This is a genomic window from Paraburkholderia sp. SG-MS1 (assembly GCF_012275575.1).
Lineage (GTDB): Bacteria > Pseudomonadota > Gammaproteobacteria > Burkholderiales > Burkholderiaceae > Paraburkholderia.
On record NZ_NPIH01000239.1, the window covers coordinates 37,358 to 52,289 of the forward strand.

Sequence of the window (14,932 nt, forward strand, 5' to 3'; positions counted from 1 at the left end):
TGAATTCGTCTGGGGGTCAATCGAGTTCCATGCGCTGACGCAGGCGTGGCTTTCCGTGAATCCGATGCGCATGATCGTGTTCATGGAGTCACGAAGACGAGCGCGATGCGTTCAGCTTCGCGTCATGGGGTCGGGATATCGGCCGGTCTTAGCGAGTCGTCGGGAAGTGCGCGGCGTAGCTTCCCGTTTTTGAGGCCGTCATGGAGGGTCGAGCGAGCGCCGCGCGACACGCGCCTCATCAGTGCCCGGCGCTCAACCTCGTCCATCGATTCGAGCGGGAAAGGACCTCATCCGCCCGCTTTACTCGACTCATGCGCACGCCGCAGCCGTTCGCGGCTATTGCTCAAATGCATGCGCATTGCCGCACGCGCGTCGTCCGCGTCCTGCCGCTCGATCGCGCGATAAATCAATTGGTGTTCGCCGAGCACGTTGCGCAGATGCTCGATATGGTCGAGTTCCGCGATTTCGGCGGAACCGAGCCGCGTGCGCGGGCTCACCGCGCGGCCGAGCTGGCTGAGCACGTCGAAGAAATAGCGATTGCCGCTGGCGCGCGCGATCTGCAGATGGAACTCGATGTCGTGCGCCAGCGTATCCGTGCTGCCTCTTTCGAGTTCGGACTCGAAGCGCTCAAGCGCCGCGCGGATCTGCTTGAGATTCTGCTCAGTGCGCCTCGCGGCGGCGAGCGCGGCCGAAGCAGCCTCGACGTCGATGCGGAATTCGATGATCGCCATCACGTCGAGCATGCTCGACAGATCGGCGGCGGGCAGTTGCACCGGCTTTTCGGCGGCGGGCGCGAGCACGAATGTGCCGATGCCGTGACGCGTCTCGACCACCTTGGCCGCCTGCAGGCGGGAGATGGCTTCGCGCACCACGGAGCGGCTCACGGAGAGCTGCTTCATCATCGCGACTTCGGTGGGAATGCGGTCTCCCGGCCTCAGGGTGCCGCGACGAATTTCATCGGAAAGGGTGGCCACCACCTTCTCAGTCAGGCTGCTCATGTTTGTGGGTTATTGGCTAATCGGCTGGAATGCGGACGCTCGCGGGAGCGAGTGACGGCGTCGGACGGTTCGGACCGAGCGGCCATCATCATGGAGCCGGCCGGCATCGGGGCGACGCCGTGGCTGGACTTCGTGCAAAGTATCGCACAGGACTTTACTCGATTCTCGCCCGCCCGGCGCCCTCGGCGTTGGCTATTGGCCAGTGGCGCTTCACGGGTCGGCGCGCTTTCATGGACTTTCTGCCCCATGTTTTTATCAGTTGGGCCAGTAAGTGTCGATTGCCATTAAGCTGGCCGCGCCGTTATGTCATCAGACGTCCTAGTTCAATTAAAATTATCACCTTGAGATGGCCGTACGGTGCCATTTCAGCGTCTTGATCCGTTGTCTAGATTGACAACAGGGTAAACACTCAATCCGAATCTGTAAGTGGCAAGGTAGACTGTCATCAGACAACACATCACGCGTGACGAAATGGTTTTCTGTGCTCGAATGTGCACCGCATTACGTTCGAGCGGGCCGCCTGCGCGTGGCCGATCCTGGAGACACCCTTGTCATCAACCCTCGCCACCGCAGTCAACCCACTGGATTCCGCGGTCTCAAAGGTCAAGCGACACGTGCTGCCGCTCTTTCTGATCATGTCCATCGCGAACTACATCGATCGCGTGAACATCGGCTTCGTCAATTCGCACATGCAGACGGACCTGGGCATCGGCGCGGCGGCGTACGGGCTCGGCAGCGGGTTGTTCTTCATCGGCTATGCGCTGTTCGAAGTGCCGTCCAACGTGCTGATGCAGAAGTACGGCGCGCGCGCGTGGCTGACCCGCATCATGGGTACGTGGGGGCTGGTCGCGGGGGCCATGGCGTTCGTGTGGAACGACACCTCGTTCTACGTGCTGCGCTTCCTGCTCGGTGTGGCCGAAGCGGGCTTCTTTCCGGGCGTGGTGTATTACTTCACGCAATGGCTGCCGCAGAAAGAGCGCGGCAAGGCCGTGGCGGTTTTCCTGTCCGGCTCGGCGCTCGCGTCGGTGTTGTCCGGTCCGGTCACGGGCAGCCTGCTGTCCATTCGCGGCTTCGGGCTGCAAGGCTGGCAGTGGATGTTCCTTATCGAAGGTGGCTTTTCGATCATGCTATGCGGCGTCAGCTGGATGTTGTTGAAGTCGCATATCCGCGACGCGACGTGGCTCACCCGGGAAGAGCAGAGCGTGCTCGAACGCTCGATCGTGGCGGAGCAGGCCGAACGCGAAGCGCAAGGCGGCGCGCATCTGCCAACAATAAAGCTGTTGAAGGACCCGCAGATCCTGCTGTTCTGCTTCCTCTACTTCGCGATCCAGTTGACCATTTACGCGGCCACGTTCTGGCTGCCGACGATCATCCGCAAGATGGGTGGCCTGACCGATTTCCAGGTCGGCATGCTCAACGCGATTCCGTGGCTGATCGCAATGGCCGCGATGTACTGCTTCGCGGTGCTGTCGGCGAAATGGCGCTTCCAGCAGGCGTGGCTCGCGGTGGCGCTCGTCATCGCGGCGTGCGGCCTGTTTGCGTCGACCTCGGGCAATCCGGTGCTCTCGTTCGTGGCGATCTGTTTTTCGGCGATCGGTTTCAAGGCGGCGTCTTCACTGTTCTGGCCAATTCCGCAGGGCTATCTGGACGCCCGCGTGGCCGCCGGCGTGATCGCGCTGATCAATTCGGTGGGCAACCTCGGCGGCTTCTTCGCGCCGGCCACATTTGGCTATCTGCAGCAGCACACCGGCTCGATCACGGGCGGCGTGTATGCGCTGGGTGTAGCCTCGCTGATCGCGGCGGCGGCCGGCTTCCTCACGCGCGATCGCCGCGGCGCTCACCGCGAGCTGTCGGAGGCGTTGCGCAGCGAAGTACACTGACGTTCACTATTTTCCATCACGAACGACGACTCACGGGCTTGTCAGACGGTTTTTATTTTCCATCCGGTATCGGTGTCGAACGCGACCTCGAGTCGCGATGATTTCCACCCGCCGGCTTTATTACTCAACAGATCCTATTTACATGTCCACGAATCTCTCTGAATCGAACGCCACGCCGATCGTCACCGAGCTGCGCGTCGTGCCGGTCGCCGGCCGCGACAGCATGTTGATGAATCTGAGCGGCGCACATGGTCCGTTCTTCACGCGCAACGTCGTCATTCTGCGTGACAGCGCGGGGCATACCGGTGTCGGTGAAGTGCCGGGCGGCGAGAGCATCCGCAAGACGATCGACGACGCGCGTCCGTTCGTCGTCGGCCAGTCGATCGGCAATATGCAGTCGATTCTGAACAAGGCGCGCACGCAGTTCGCCGACCGTGACGCGGGTGGCCGCGGCTTGCAGACTTTCGATCTGCGCACCACGATTCACGCGGTCACCGCGCTCGAAGCGGCATTGCTCGATCTGCTCGGCCAGCACCTGAACGTGCCGGTTGCGGCGCTGCTCGGCGAAGGTCAGCAGCGCGACGAAGTGGAGATGCTCGGCTATCTGTTCTACATCGGCGATCGCAAGAAAACGGATCTGCCATACGCGAGCGGCGCCGATGGCCGCGACGACTGGGACCGCGTGCGCACCGAAGAAGCGATGACGCCCGAAGCCGTCGTGCGTCTCGCCGAAGCCGCCCAGGCGCGCTATGGCTTCAACGACTTCAAGCTGAAGGGCGGCGTGCTGCCGGGCGACGCCGAAATCGAAGCGGTCACCGCGCTCGCCGAACGCTTCCCCGATGCACGCGTGACGCTCGACCCGAACGGTGCGTGGTCGCTTGCCGAAGCGATCCGTCTGTGCCGCGACCAGCACGACGTGCTCGCCTACGCGGAAGACCCGTGTGGCGCGGAAAACGGCTACTCGGGCCGCGAGGTGATGGCCGAATTCCGCCGCGCGACCGGCCTGCCGACGGCGACTAACATGATCGCCACCGACTGGCGCCAGATGGGGCACGCGATCCAGTTGCAATCGGTGGACATTCCGCTCGCCGATCCGCATTTCTGGACCATGCAGGGCTCGGTGCGCGTCGCGCAGATGTGCAACGACTGGGGCCTGACATGGGGCTCGCATTCGAACAATCACTTCGACATTTCTCTTGCGATGTTCACGCATGTGGCCGCCGCGGCGCCGGGCAAGATCACCGCGATCGACACGCACTGGATCTGGCAGGACGGTCAGCGTCTGACGCGCGATCCGTTGCAGATCGTCGGCGGCAAGGTGAAGGTGCCGCAAGCGCCGGGGCTGGGTGTCGAGCTGGACATGGACGAGATCGAGAAGGCGCATGCGCTGTATCAGCAGCATGGTCTCGGCGCGCGCGACGACGGCGTGGCAATGCAATACCTGATCCCGAACTGGAAGTTCGACAACAAGCGTCCGTGCCTCGTGCGTTGATGCTTGAATAAAGCTTGACTGAAGCGGGCGGCGGCGCGGGAAACCGCGCCGTGCCTGCCGTTGTTCGACGCCACATGCATGCTTCGTTTCGACATGCACGCGGCAATACGCAACCGTTGCGCAGGTTAGGCGGTGATCTTCACGATGCCGTTGCGGCCCGCGTAGCATTCCGCCGACCATGAGATCGCGGGCGCCCCCTCGCGCATCAACTGCGCCGAAACACCACGTGCGAAATCCGCTGCACCAGCAATGCTGCCGCCAGCGACGCCACCGCCGTCAACCACACGCCGATATGAATCGACTGCACCAGCGCATCGCGCGCTGTATCGAGCAGCGCGAGCGTATCGAGCCCTGAGGTTTTCATATCCGCGATCAGCTTCGTTCTCGACGCTTCGTCGATGAGAATGCGCAGGTCGACGAAGCGAGGCCGCCATTGCGACGCGGCCGGTTCGCCGAGTACGCTGATCGTGCGCGTGACGACGTTGCGGTAGTGATGCGACACGACGGTCGCGACGATGCTCGTGCCGAGCATGCCGCCCACCATCCGAGTGGACTGCAGCAGCGCGGTCGTGATGCCGAAGCGCTCCCGCCCGGCAATTTCCTGGGCGAACACGTTCAGATTGTTGAGGATGAATCCGAGACCGATGCCGACCGCCGCCATCGGCACGACGATGCGCAGATGCGGCGTGTCGGGATTCGCGAACGCTAGTGCGATCGACGCGAACATCAGCAGCGCGAAGCCGATCGTCAGAATCCGCGTGGGCTTCTTCATGTGAATCACGATGCGCGTGTTCAGCAGACTGCCGAGCGCGATGCAGGCGGCGATCGGCGTCGCGAGCAGGCCGGCCTGTTGCGGCGACAGGCCAAAGCCGCCTTGCAGCAACAGCGGCGCGAAGAAGATCAGCGAGAACATCACGAAGCCGGAGAGCATGCCGAGCGTGAACAGCGTCACGAGTTGCGCGTCCTTGAACAGGTCGAGCGGAATGATCGGATGCGTGGCGCGTTTTTCGCAGATGAACAGCGCAATCGCGCCCGCGATCACACACACCGCCAATACGACGTTGCCGGTGGTCAGCCCGCTTTTCGGCACCGCTTCAATGAAAGTCTGCAAGCCGGCGAGTACCGCCGCGACCAGCGCCGCGCCGAGCCAGTCGATCTTGACCTCGCCCTCTTGCGGACGGCGGAAACTCGGCAGATGCGCCCAGATGAAATACAGCGCGGCGGCGCCGACCGGCAGGTTGACGAGGAAGGTCGAGCGCCAGCCCCAGTGCTCGCTCATCCAGCCGCCGAGCGACGGGCCCGCTGCCGTGCCGATGCCATACGCGGCGGCCAGCACCACTTGCCAGCGCACGCGGGTGCGGGCATCGGGAAACAGATCCGGTATCGACGCGAACGCCGTGCCGACCATCATCCCGCCGCCGACGCCTTGCAGGCCACGCGCAATGACGAGAAACAGCATGTCGTTGGCGAGGCCGCACAGCACCGACGCCACCGTGAACGTGATCACCGCGGCGATCACGAAACGCTTGCGGCCGAAGTAGTCGCCGAGCCGGCCGAACACCGGCACCGTCACCACCGACGCCAGCAAGTAGGCGCTCGCGATCCACGCGAAATATTCGAAGCCGTGCAATTCGGCGACGATGGACGGCAGCGCGGTGCTGACGACCGTCTGGTCGAGTGCGACCAGCATGTTGACGAGACCGATGCCGAGCATCGCAAAGAGGGCGTTTCGGAAGGGCAGTGCAGTGGCAGTCGGATTCACGGAGCTGGCAAAGGGCTGTTCAGGGTGGGCGTCGCGCGGTCGAGCGCGGGCCAGGGTCTTGACGGCTACATCCTCTAGTTGTCTGACCTCTTGTGGGGATTATACGGGTTTTCCCTTAGCCAAAACTATTTCTCGCGATTGACGGGCAAAAAACGCCGAGCCACGCGGGCACGGCATGTTGGCGGAAGCAAGACGTACGATCTCTGCGGGCGCGTTGGGCACATCAAAAGTCAGCCGAAATGCGGATTCTTGCCGCGCGCCATCGCCATGGCCTGCAATGCAACCAGATAGCCGTTCGCGCCGAGTCCGCAGATCACGCCGTTCGCCGCGCGCGAGATCAAGGAATGGCGGTAGGTTTCATCGCGCTTGTGAATGTTCGTGATGTGCAGCTCGATCCACGGACGCTCGATCAGCTTGACCGCGTCGAACACCGGCACCGACGCGAACGAAAAGCCCGCCGGGTGGATGATCACCGCGGCGTCGCGTTCGAACGCTTCCTGCAGTTGCCGAGCGCATAGCCGATGATCGTGTGCGGACGATGCACGCTCCACCCGAACCCATAGCGCTGCGCCGCTTCGAACAGACGGTCTTCCTGTTCATAGTAGAAGTTGTCGACGGGCTGGCGGCCTTGCTCTTCGCGAAACGGCGTGATCGGCACCGCGCCGGTCGCATACGCTTCAAAGGGGCCGAGATAGTGCTTCAGGCCGGTCACGAGCGCGGCATGCGTGAGCGTGCGCGCCGGACCCGCGGCGTCCATCACGTGACGAACCATCGCGCCGTTCACGCGAATGTTCTCTTTCTCTGTGGCCTGGCGCGACCACGCGGCGAAGAAGACGTGACTGAACGACTTGCCGCTTAACGCGCCGCTGACGGAGTCGGCCGAACCGAGCTCGGCGGTGATCGATTCGATCGCCGGTGAGACCGGCGCGCGCCCGCGCGAGAGTCCTGCTACTGCCAGCCGCTCCAGAGCAGCCGGTCCGCGAGATTGCTGCCGACAATGCCGTTTGCGCCAATGATGAGTGCTCGTTTTTCCATGAGAGTGAAGTCGTCAACAGAAGCGCTTGGGGACTCGGCGTGGTTCTGCGACCCGCGTCGAGCCAAAGAGCGAATCCGTCTCCGGGTTATGTCGAGCGGTTCAGCACGAAAGCGAACTCGAGCGTGCTGAACGGCGTGGTCATGCGTTGCCGACAGGCGTTCGAAGGGGCGCCGCGCTTGACCCCTGCGGCGCCGACGCTGTGGCGCAGACGCTCGAGCCGATTGCCGATGTCTCCCTCACAGCGGTGACATTAATTTTGGTTTGGATGCGGGACTGTTGACTCGTGCCGCATAGTTTTATTTTTGTAAGGAGTCGGCAATAAAAAAGGCCGACACGATGTGTCGGCCTAAAGATTCTGGCGTCCGAGGATCGCTTGCCAGAACCTGAGAGACATTGCGCAGGCTAGTCGTGCAATAGCCTGCAGTATGCGGGACTGCTTGCCTGATAGCGGAATTCGCGGTTATCACGCTGGGTGGCTTCTACCAGCGGACAACTGGGAACAGCGGCCAACAGCGCTGCCGGGCCGGCCTTGTGGCCGTCACTTTAAACCAAACAGCATGGATCCAAGCATAACCGTTTCTATGCGTTTTTCCAGTCAGACAACTCTGAGTTAACGATCGGAAAATTCGGAGATATTTATCCTATTGGTCTGACTTTGAGCAATCCCTATTAAAAGCGCGCGATGCCGGGACTGAGTCGCGAACCCATGGCGAGATCGCGCGAGACTGTTTTTTTGACGAGTCCGATTCCGGATACTATCGGTACATGCCTCTGAACGTCTGTTGCCTGCCTCTTCAAAAGGACGCGATTATGGACCGCAATGAAGTCACGAAGAAAATTGTCGCCGCCAAGGTGGCCCGCAAGCTGACGTGGGCCGAGATTGCCGGAAAGATCGGTAAAAGCAAGGAGTGGACGACCGCGGCGCTGCTCGGTCAGATGACGCTCGACGCGACGCAGGCCGGCGTCGCCCGCGATCTGTTCGATCTGACCGACGAAGAAACCGCATGGCTGCAAATCGTCCCGTACAAGGGCTCGCTGCCGGATGCGATGCCGACCGACCCGCTGATCTATCGCTGGTACGAAATCGTGAACGTGTACGGAACCACGATCAAGGAGTTGATTCACGAGGAGTTCGGCGACGGCATCATGAGCGCCATCGATTTCTCGATGGATATCCAGCGCGAGCCGAACGCGAATGGCGACCGCGTGCAGGTGGTGCTCAGCGGCAAGTTCCTGCCTTACAAGTCGTATTGATTGTGCAGCAGGCAGCGCGCGCTACGCGAGTCTGTGCCGGCTAGCGTCGTGCGTGTTGTCCGCGAGCGGCGTCGGCCTTCACAGAACCAGCGGCGCAGGGTTTATGCTAGCGGCTTCGTCTAACCCGAGGAGCAAGCGATGAAAAACCCGACAGGATCGATGATCACTTTTAGCCGCCCCGATGGCCAGCAGCTTCAAGGCTATCTGGCTAAACCGGAGAAGCTCGAAGGCGCACCCGCCATCGTCGTGATTCAGGAATGGTGGGGTGTGAACGAACAGATTCGCGGCGTGGCTGACCGCCTCGCGCAGGCCGGCTATCTCGCGCTCGTGCCCGATCTCTACCGCGGCAAAACGACGGTCGAGGAAGAAGAGGCGCACCACCTGATGAGCGGACTCGATTTCGGCGACGCGGCCACCCAGGACGTGCGCGGCGCGGTCCAGTATCTGAAGCAGTACGCGGCGAAGGTCGCCGTGACCGGCTATTGCATGGGTGGTGCGCTCACGTGGCTCTCGCTGTGCAATGTTCCTGACGTGGCGGCCGGCGTAGTGTGGTACGGCTTCCCGCCGCTCGACTACATCGACGCGTCGAAGATCAAGGTGCCGGTCATCGGCCACTGGGCATCGCAGGACGAATTCTTCCCCGCCGAAACGGTCGACGCGCTGGAGAAGAAGCTGACCGACGCCAACGTCGATTTCGAGTTCCATCGCTATCTGGCGCATCACGCGTTCGCGAACGAAACGGCGGTGGGCCCGGGCCGCATCGCGAAGACGCAGTTCGATCCGGTCTGGTCGCAGCTCGCGTGGGACCGCACGCTGACCTTCTTTGGCCGCACGATGTGGAAGTAAGCGGCAGGGCGACACGTTATACCGGGGGCCGTTGACGTCAGCGCGTCGGCCGATACTCCTTCGTCGCGACGGGGCCTTTCGCCCACTTCCGCTTCGAGTACGAGTGTTGCGCCGCCGCCTCGCCCGGTTGTGAAGTTTTCGCCGTATGCGGCTATGATTCGCAAATTGCGACCGGCGGAAAAAATCTTGAGGACCGACTCCTTAACGACGCATGCCGCCATGCCTTGCGTCTATAGCCACTTCGATACGCATCACGAAGGACCACGCGCGCAACTACTCGCCTGGCGAGACCGGCTAGGTCATTTTCTCGATGTGCCGATCTCGCGCCGGCAACTGGCCGAGGGCTTCAGCGGCAGTATCGACAGCTACCGCACCGGCAATCTGACCTTTATGGACTGCAGGACCGATCCGTTTTCGCAGTCGCGATCGGTGGCGCGCATTTCCACGGATTCGGTGCGCCAGCTGGTGTTTCATGTGGCCGTCGAAGGCACGATCGAAACCGGCTCGGGGCTCCACCCGAAACGCATCGCAGTGCAGTCCGAGCCGGGCATCCTCGCGCTCGATATGAATCAGCCGATGCAGATGACACGCAGCGCCTGCCGCGTACTCGCGTTTTTCCTGCCGCGCGAACTGGTGGAATCCGTCCTGCCTGAGGCTGAGTCGATTCATGGCCGGGTGATCGACTATCACTCGCCGCTTGCGCGAATGATTCCGACGCATCTTGCTCACCTATGCACGAGGCTGCCGACGATGAGTGCGCCCGAAGCCTACGACGCAATGTACACCTGCGCGATGCTGATCGCGGCGGCTTTCGGCAAGCAGACCGGACTCAGCGGCAGTGCGCGTGCGGCGGCGCGTGCCGCGATGTTCGCGACGGCGCGCCGCTACATCGACGCGAACCTCGGACAACTGGATCTCACGCTCGAGAACGTGCTTGCCGTTTCGCAGCTTTCGCGGCCCACGCTGTACCGGCTGTTCGAATCGGAGGGTGGTCTCGCCGCTTATATCCGCAACCGCCGTTTGCGCGAAGCGGCCGAGGAACTGCGCCGCTACCCGCATAAGGCGGTTATCGAAGTCGCTTATGGTTGGGGCTTCAATAGCGCGTCGGATTTCAATCGCGCGTTTCGTCGCGCGTATGACATGTCGCCAAGCGATTTCCGTGCGATTGCCGTTCGCTAATGCGATAGGCGCGCCGCGCGTCGGCGCAAACCGCGCGCCTCAAGCCGCGCTACAGCGATAACCACCCGCGCTCGATCGGCCACGCCAGCAGCGTGCGATACACCGCAACCCACGCGCGCGTCGCGCTTGCGCCAAACAACTGCCAGAATGGCGCCAGCAGAAAAATGGCCGCGCTTGCCACGACGACGGCGCCCGCCATGTCGAGTGGAAAATGGACGCCGACAAAGACGCGCGCCCACGCCACCGCAAGACCTGCCAGCACGATAGCGACGCCAAGGCGCCTCATGCCGTTCAGCAGCAACGTCAGCGCGACGCACGCGAATATCGTCCCGTGGTCGCTGGGGAATGAAGAGTCGGGCGCATGATCGAGAAAGGTGTGGCCGATGCCCATCACGAACGGTCGCGGATGCGGCCAGAGCAAGCCAATCATTTGATTGATGCCGAGCGCGAGCAACGCCGCGCAGCACGCATGCATCGCAATTTCGCGGCGATGCGCGTCGCCGGATAACCACATCGCGGTCAACGTCAGCGGCACCAGGTAGATCAGGTAATCGGCCATGAAACGCGCGACGTGGATCAGCGACGCCGGTGTCGACGGCGTGGCGTTGATCGTTAGAAAGAGCGTCCGATTGAACGCTTCGAGTGTATTCATGCCGTGAGCTTTTCCGAGCCGTGCGTTTCATTTGACTTGCGCCGACCGATATTAGCGGCCCAAGCTTATGGCATGCTTAGCCGTCGCATGGATTAAACATGCGTCGCGACCGAACCCACGCAGGTGGGCAATCAATCAAAGGAGAGGAAAACGTGGTGAAGATCGATCCGGACCGGTTGCTGGCCGACCTGAAACGGTTGCGCAGTTTTGGGGCGACCGGACCGGGCGTAGTCCGGCTTGCGCTCTCGCGGGTGGATCTGGCGTCGCGCGAGTGGCTCGCGGCACGCATGACCGAAGCGGGGCTCGACGCGCGCATCGACGGAGTGGGTACGGTGTTCGGCCGATCGCGCAACAGCGGTCCCGCGCTCGTGATCGGCTCGCATACCGACACGCAACCGACCGGTGGCTGGCTCGACGGCGCGATGGGCGTGATCTACGGTCTGGAGATTGCGCGCGCGCTGGCGGAACACGACGGCACGAAGCATCTCGCCGTGGACGTGGCTTCGTGGATCGACGAAGAGGGCACGTTTTCCGGCTTGCTCGGCAGCAGAAGCTTCGTGGGCGATGCCGTCGACGAGGCAATCCGCGGTGCGACGAACCGGCAAGGCGAGCGCCTCGAAGACGTCCTCCAAGCTGCGGGTCTGGCGGGACGGCCGCGTGCGCGCTTCGAGCCCGGCCGTCAGGTCGCCTATCTGGAGCCGCATATCGAGCAGGGCGGCCGGTTGGAAGCGGCGGGGAAATCGATCGGCATTGTCACGACGATCGTCGGTCTGCGTGAGTTGCGCCTGCGCTTCACGGGCCAGCGCAACCATGCCGGCACCACGCCGATGGCGATCCGGCGCGATGCCGGCGCGGCGCTGGTCGCGTTTATCGCCATGATGAACGACGCGTTCGCACCACTCGCGGATGCCGACACCGTCTGGACCGTGGGCCGCATCGATCTCGACCCGGGTTCGCTGAGCATCGTGCCGGGCGCGGCCGACATGTATCTGCAATTCCGCGATGCCAATGCCGCGCGTTTGCAGGCGATGGAAAACAGACTGGCCGAGCTGGTGCGGGACTTCGATGCGCGAAACGGCGTGCATGTGGAATTGACGACCATCGACGTGCCGATGGAGCCGGTCAGCATGTCGCCGGCGCTCGCGGAGCATCTCGCCCAAGCCGCCGACGCGATCGCGCCGCGGCAATGGATTCGCATGCCGAGCGGGGCAGCGCACGACGCGCAGGTGATCGCGCGCTGCATGCCGGCCTGCATGATGTTCGTGCCGAGCATCGGCGGCGTGAGCCACGACTTCATCGAGGATACGGCCGAGGAGCACATCGTTCTGGGTTGCCAGGTCGCGGCCACGGCGGCGGCCGCTATCTTGCGGGAACAGCGGACGCGATAGGTGCTTTATGCGCCGCTACAACGCCGCACTTGCGCTCAGTTGCCGAACAGCGATGCCTGCATGCCATGGCTCGGCGCATGGCGTGCGGGCTTCGCCGGAGCCTTGCGCTCGACGCCGCCGATTGCCGGCGCGTGCGCTTGCGACTGTGCTTGCGTATCGCCCGCCGCTTCCAGCGAAGTCTGCCCGGCTTCGAGCGACAGCAGCAGCATCTTGTTGGCCAGCCCGCCTGCAAACCCTGTCAGCTCGCCGGACGCGCCGATCACGCGATGACACGGCGCGACGATCGAGATCGGGTTCCTGCCGTTTGCCGCGCCGACTGCCCGCACCGCATTGACGTTGCCGATCTGCTGCGCGATTTCCGCGTAGCTGCGCGTCTGGCCGAACGGGATCGTCAACAGTGCGTGCCAGACTTTCTTCTGGAAGTCGGTGCCCTGAAAATCGAGCGCGAGGTCGAACGCGTGCCGCGTGCCGGCGAAATACTCCTGCAACTGCCGCTCGGTTTCGATCAGCACGGCGCGGTCATTCGCTTCGACGAGTTCGCCGAGACGAACCCGGTTCGGCTTGTCGTTTTCCCACAGAATCGCGGCCAGGCGCTCGCCGTTGGCGACGAGCTTCAACCGACCGACAGGCGAATCCATCAACTTGTATGCGTACGTCACTTTGCTTGCTCCTGACTGGTTGGAGGCCGAGGCAAACGAGGCCGGTCGGCGAATCCGCGCTGAAAAGCGCGCCGATATCCGACAGTGTGAGCCTCGCTGCTTCTGAAGACGCTCCAGATCTTGCTATCTGATTCGTGCCCGGTATCGATGTTGCCGCACCTTGGCGGGAAAGCACGCAGGGCTGTCACTGTACCGCGCTTGCGCGTCCCTTCATAGGAGGCCGCGGGCCTTGCCAGCCGATCGAATACACTCGGGCCGCAGCGCATCTACACGCTCCGGCGAATGGCCCTGGCGCGCATCCAGCCCGCGACTCAGTAGAATTGATGCCTTCATACGATGCTCACCGCTTTCTCCTTACCGTGACGACGACACTAGAACAACTGCGGGCCGGGCAGCTCACGGGCGCACGCCAGCTCAAACTGGCGTGCGGCCTGAACGAATTCCCACGCGAAATTTTCGATCTCGCCGACACGCTTGAAGTGCTCGACCTCTCGGGCAATGCGCTCACCACGCTGCCCGACGATTTGCCGCGACTGCGCAATCTGCGCATTCTGTTCGCCTCCGACAACCCGTTCACCGAAATGCCAGAAGTGCTGGGCGAGTGCGCGCAACTAAGCATGGTTGGCTTCAAGGCGAACCGCATACGCACGGTGCCGGGTAACGCGCTCGCACCGCAATTGCGTTGGCTGATCCTGACGGACAACGAGATCGAAGCATTGCCGCCGGAGATAGGCGGCTGTTCGCAATTGCAGAAGTTGATGCTGGCCGGCAACCGTTTGCGCACGCTTCCCGACCAACTGGCCGCGTGCTCGCGGCTCGAATTGCTGCGTCTCGCGGCGAACCGGCTCGACGGATTGCCGGGCTGGCTGCTGCGTCTGCCGCGGCTCGCATGGCTGGCTTATGCGGGCAATCCGTTCAGCGAAGTGCTGGAAGCGGCGGCGATGCGCGACACGCCGATCGCCGGGATTCGCTGGGACAGGCTCACACTCGAACAGCCATTGGGCGAGGGGGCTTCGGGTGTCATCTATCGCGCGCAGCTTTTCGCGAATCCCGAGCACGCGTCGCGTGCCGTCGCCGTGAAGCTGTTCAAAGGCGCCGTAACCAGCGATGGCTTGCCCGACTGCGAAATGGCCGCTTGCATTCGAGGCGGCGACCATGCGAACCTGATCGCCGTGGCGGGAAAAGTGCAGGACCATCCGGCGGATACCCATGGTCTTGTGATGGAACTGATCGATCCGCAATTCGGGAACCTCGCCGGTCCGCCGAGCCTCGCGTCCTGCACGCGCGACATCTACGATACCGGCACGCGTTTCGATCTCGATTCGGCATTGGGTATTGCGCACGGGATTGCGGCGGCGGCAAATCATTTGCATCGGCGAGGCGTCATGCACGGCGATCTGTATGCGCACAATATTTTGTATGACGGCGCCGGGCGCGCGCTGTTGGGCGATTTCGGCGCAGCGTCGTTCTATGCCGCGGACGATCGTGACACGGGTGCCGCGTTGCAGCGTGTGGAAGTCAGGGCGTATGGCTGCCTGCTCGAAGAATTGATCGAACGATGTGACGCTCTGGATGCACACCGGGACGTTGCGGCGAAGCTCACCGCATTGAAGGACGCTTGCTTGAGCGACGCGGTCGACAGCCGTCCGCTGTTCGATGAAATCGCAACCTGTGTGCTCGCGTTGAAGGGCGATCGATGAACCGCCTGCACGGCCCCGCACGTCGTCGGCGGCGCGCTCCGCTTCCGTTCGAACGCGGCGTGGCATGAGCAAGGTGGCCCCGCAAG

Annotated in this window: 11 protein-coding genes and 2 pseudogenes; 7 read left to right on the forward strand and 6 right to left on the reverse strand. The window is 62.9% G+C overall.

Features of this window, described 5'->3' with window-relative positions:
* Positions 1 to 287 precede the first annotated feature (287 nt).
* Positions 288 to 998 carry a FadR/GntR family transcriptional regulator gene (locus tag CIC12_RS23230; protein ID WP_168667357.1) on the reverse strand — a complete coding sequence of 237 codons (711 nt, stop codon included), beginning with the start codon at positions 996 to 998 and terminating at the stop codon, positions 288 to 290.
* A 548-nt stretch (positions 999 to 1,546) separates the two neighbouring features.
* On the opposite strand from CIC12_RS23230, the gene CIC12_RS23235 reads away from it, so the two are divergent.
* Together CIC12_RS23235 and gudD are read left to right on the forward strand one after the other, a co-directional pair.
* Positions 1,547 to 2,878, forward strand: a complete 1,332-nt coding sequence (locus tag CIC12_RS23235) for an MFS transporter (protein WP_168667359.1) — start codon at positions 1,547 to 1,549, stop codon at positions 2,876 to 2,878.
* A gap of 142 nt (positions 2,879 to 3,020) precedes the next feature.
* Complete coding sequence (gudD, locus tag CIC12_RS23240) at positions 3,021 to 4,370, forward strand: glucarate dehydratase (RefSeq protein ID WP_168667361.1); 1,350 nt, start codon at positions 3,021 to 3,023, stop codon at positions 4,368 to 4,370.
* Between the two features lie 205 nt (positions 4,371 to 4,575).
* Here the strand turns inward: gudD and CIC12_RS23245 are convergent, their stop codons facing one another.
* From CIC12_RS23245 to CIC12_RS23255, 3 genes and pseudogenes are all read right to left on the reverse strand, one after another.
* A complete protein-coding gene (locus CIC12_RS23245) occupies positions 4,576 to 6,084 on the reverse strand; it encodes an MFS transporter (RefSeq protein ID WP_168667363.1) in 1,509 nt (502 codons plus the stop codon).
* Between the two features lie 278 nt (positions 6,085 to 6,362).
* Positions 6,363 to 6,635, reverse strand: a pseudogene (locus CIC12_RS23250) (type II 3-dehydroquinate dehydratase); the annotation flags it as partial.
* A pseudogene (locus CIC12_RS23255) lies at positions 6,635 to 7,167 on the reverse strand (NAD-dependent epimerase/dehydratase family protein); the annotation flags it as partial. The pseudogenes CIC12_RS23255 and CIC12_RS23250, both read right to left, overlap by 1 nt.
* Positions 7,168 to 7,978: 811 nt before the next feature.
* On the opposite strand from CIC12_RS23255, the gene cynS reads away from it, so the two are divergent.
* From cynS to CIC12_RS23270, 3 genes are all read left to right on the forward strand, one after another.
* Positions 7,979 to 8,422 (forward strand): cyanase, encoded by a 444-nt coding sequence (gene cynS, locus CIC12_RS23260; RefSeq protein ID WP_168667365.1) that lies wholly within the window; start codon positions 7,979 to 7,981, stop codon positions 8,420 to 8,422.
* A gap of 138 nt (positions 8,423 to 8,560) precedes the next feature.
* Complete coding sequence (locus tag CIC12_RS23265; RefSeq protein WP_168667367.1) at positions 8,561 to 9,268, forward strand: dienelactone hydrolase family protein; 708 nt, start codon at positions 8,561 to 8,563, stop codon at positions 9,266 to 9,268.
* A 219-nt stretch (positions 9,269 to 9,487) separates the two neighbouring features.
* Entirely contained in the window at positions 9,488 to 10,447 is a 960-nt protein-coding gene (locus CIC12_RS23270) for a helix-turn-helix domain-containing protein (RefSeq protein ID WP_238812833.1), read from the forward strand.
* Positions 10,448 to 10,496: 49 nt separating this feature from the next.
* On the opposite strand, the gene CIC12_RS23275 is transcribed toward CIC12_RS23270, so the two are convergent.
* The gene (locus CIC12_RS23275) at positions 10,497 to 11,099 is read right to left on the reverse strand and encodes a phosphatase PAP2 family protein (protein ID WP_168667371.1); all 603 of its coding nucleotides are present in this window, start codon (positions 11,097 to 11,099) and stop codon (positions 10,497 to 10,499) included.
* Positions 11,100 to 11,251: 152 nt separating this feature from the next.
* On the opposite strand from CIC12_RS23275, the gene CIC12_RS23280 reads away from it, so the two are divergent.
* Positions 11,252 to 12,487, forward strand: a complete 1,236-nt coding sequence (locus tag CIC12_RS23280) for a Zn-dependent hydrolase (protein ID WP_168667373.1) — start codon at positions 11,252 to 11,254, stop codon at positions 12,485 to 12,487.
* 35 nt (positions 12,488 to 12,522) lie between these two features.
* Here CIC12_RS23280 and CIC12_RS23285 read toward each other — a convergent pair whose 3' ends face one another.
* Positions 12,523 to 13,146: a methylated-DNA--[protein]-cysteine S-methyltransferase gene (locus tag CIC12_RS23285; protein ID WP_168667375.1), complete on the reverse strand. Its 624-nt coding sequence runs from the start codon at positions 13,144 to 13,146 to the stop codon at positions 12,523 to 12,525.
* Between the two features lie 359 nt (positions 13,147 to 13,505).
* On the opposite strand from CIC12_RS23285, the gene CIC12_RS23290 reads away from it, so the two are divergent.
* Positions 13,506 to 14,846, forward strand: a complete 1,341-nt coding sequence (locus CIC12_RS23290; protein ID WP_168667438.1) for a protein kinase — start codon at positions 13,506 to 13,508, stop codon at positions 14,844 to 14,846.
* Positions 14,847 to 14,932 lie beyond the last annotated feature (86 nt).

Bases quoted from the DNA above. Each gene is read 5' to 3' on its own strand.
- CIC12_RS23265 (WP_168667367.1), top strand. From the start codon at position 8,561: ATGAAAAACCCGACAGGATCGATGATCACTTTTAGCCGCCCCGATGGC.
- gudD (WP_168667361.1), top strand. From the start codon at position 3,021: ATGTCCACGAATCTCTCTGAATCGAACGCCACGCCGATCGTCACCGAG.
- CIC12_RS23275 (WP_168667371.1), bottom strand. From the start codon at position 11,099: ATGAATACACTCGAAGCGTTCAATCGGACGCTCTTTCTAACGATCAAC.
- CIC12_RS23270 (WP_238812833.1), top strand. From the start codon at position 9,488: ATGCCTTGCGTCTATAGCCACTTCGATACGCATCACGAAGGACCACGC.
- CIC12_RS23245 (WP_168667363.1), bottom strand. From the start codon at position 6,084: ATGCTCGGCATCGGTCTCGTCAACATGCTGGTCGCACTCGACCAGACG.
- CIC12_RS23230 (WP_168667357.1), bottom strand. From the start codon at position 998: ATGAGCAGCCTGACTGAGAAGGTGGTGGCCACCCTTTCCGATGAAATT.
- cynS (WP_168667365.1), top strand. From the start codon at position 7,979: ATGGACCGCAATGAAGTCACGAAGAAAATTGTCGCCGCCAAGGTGGCC.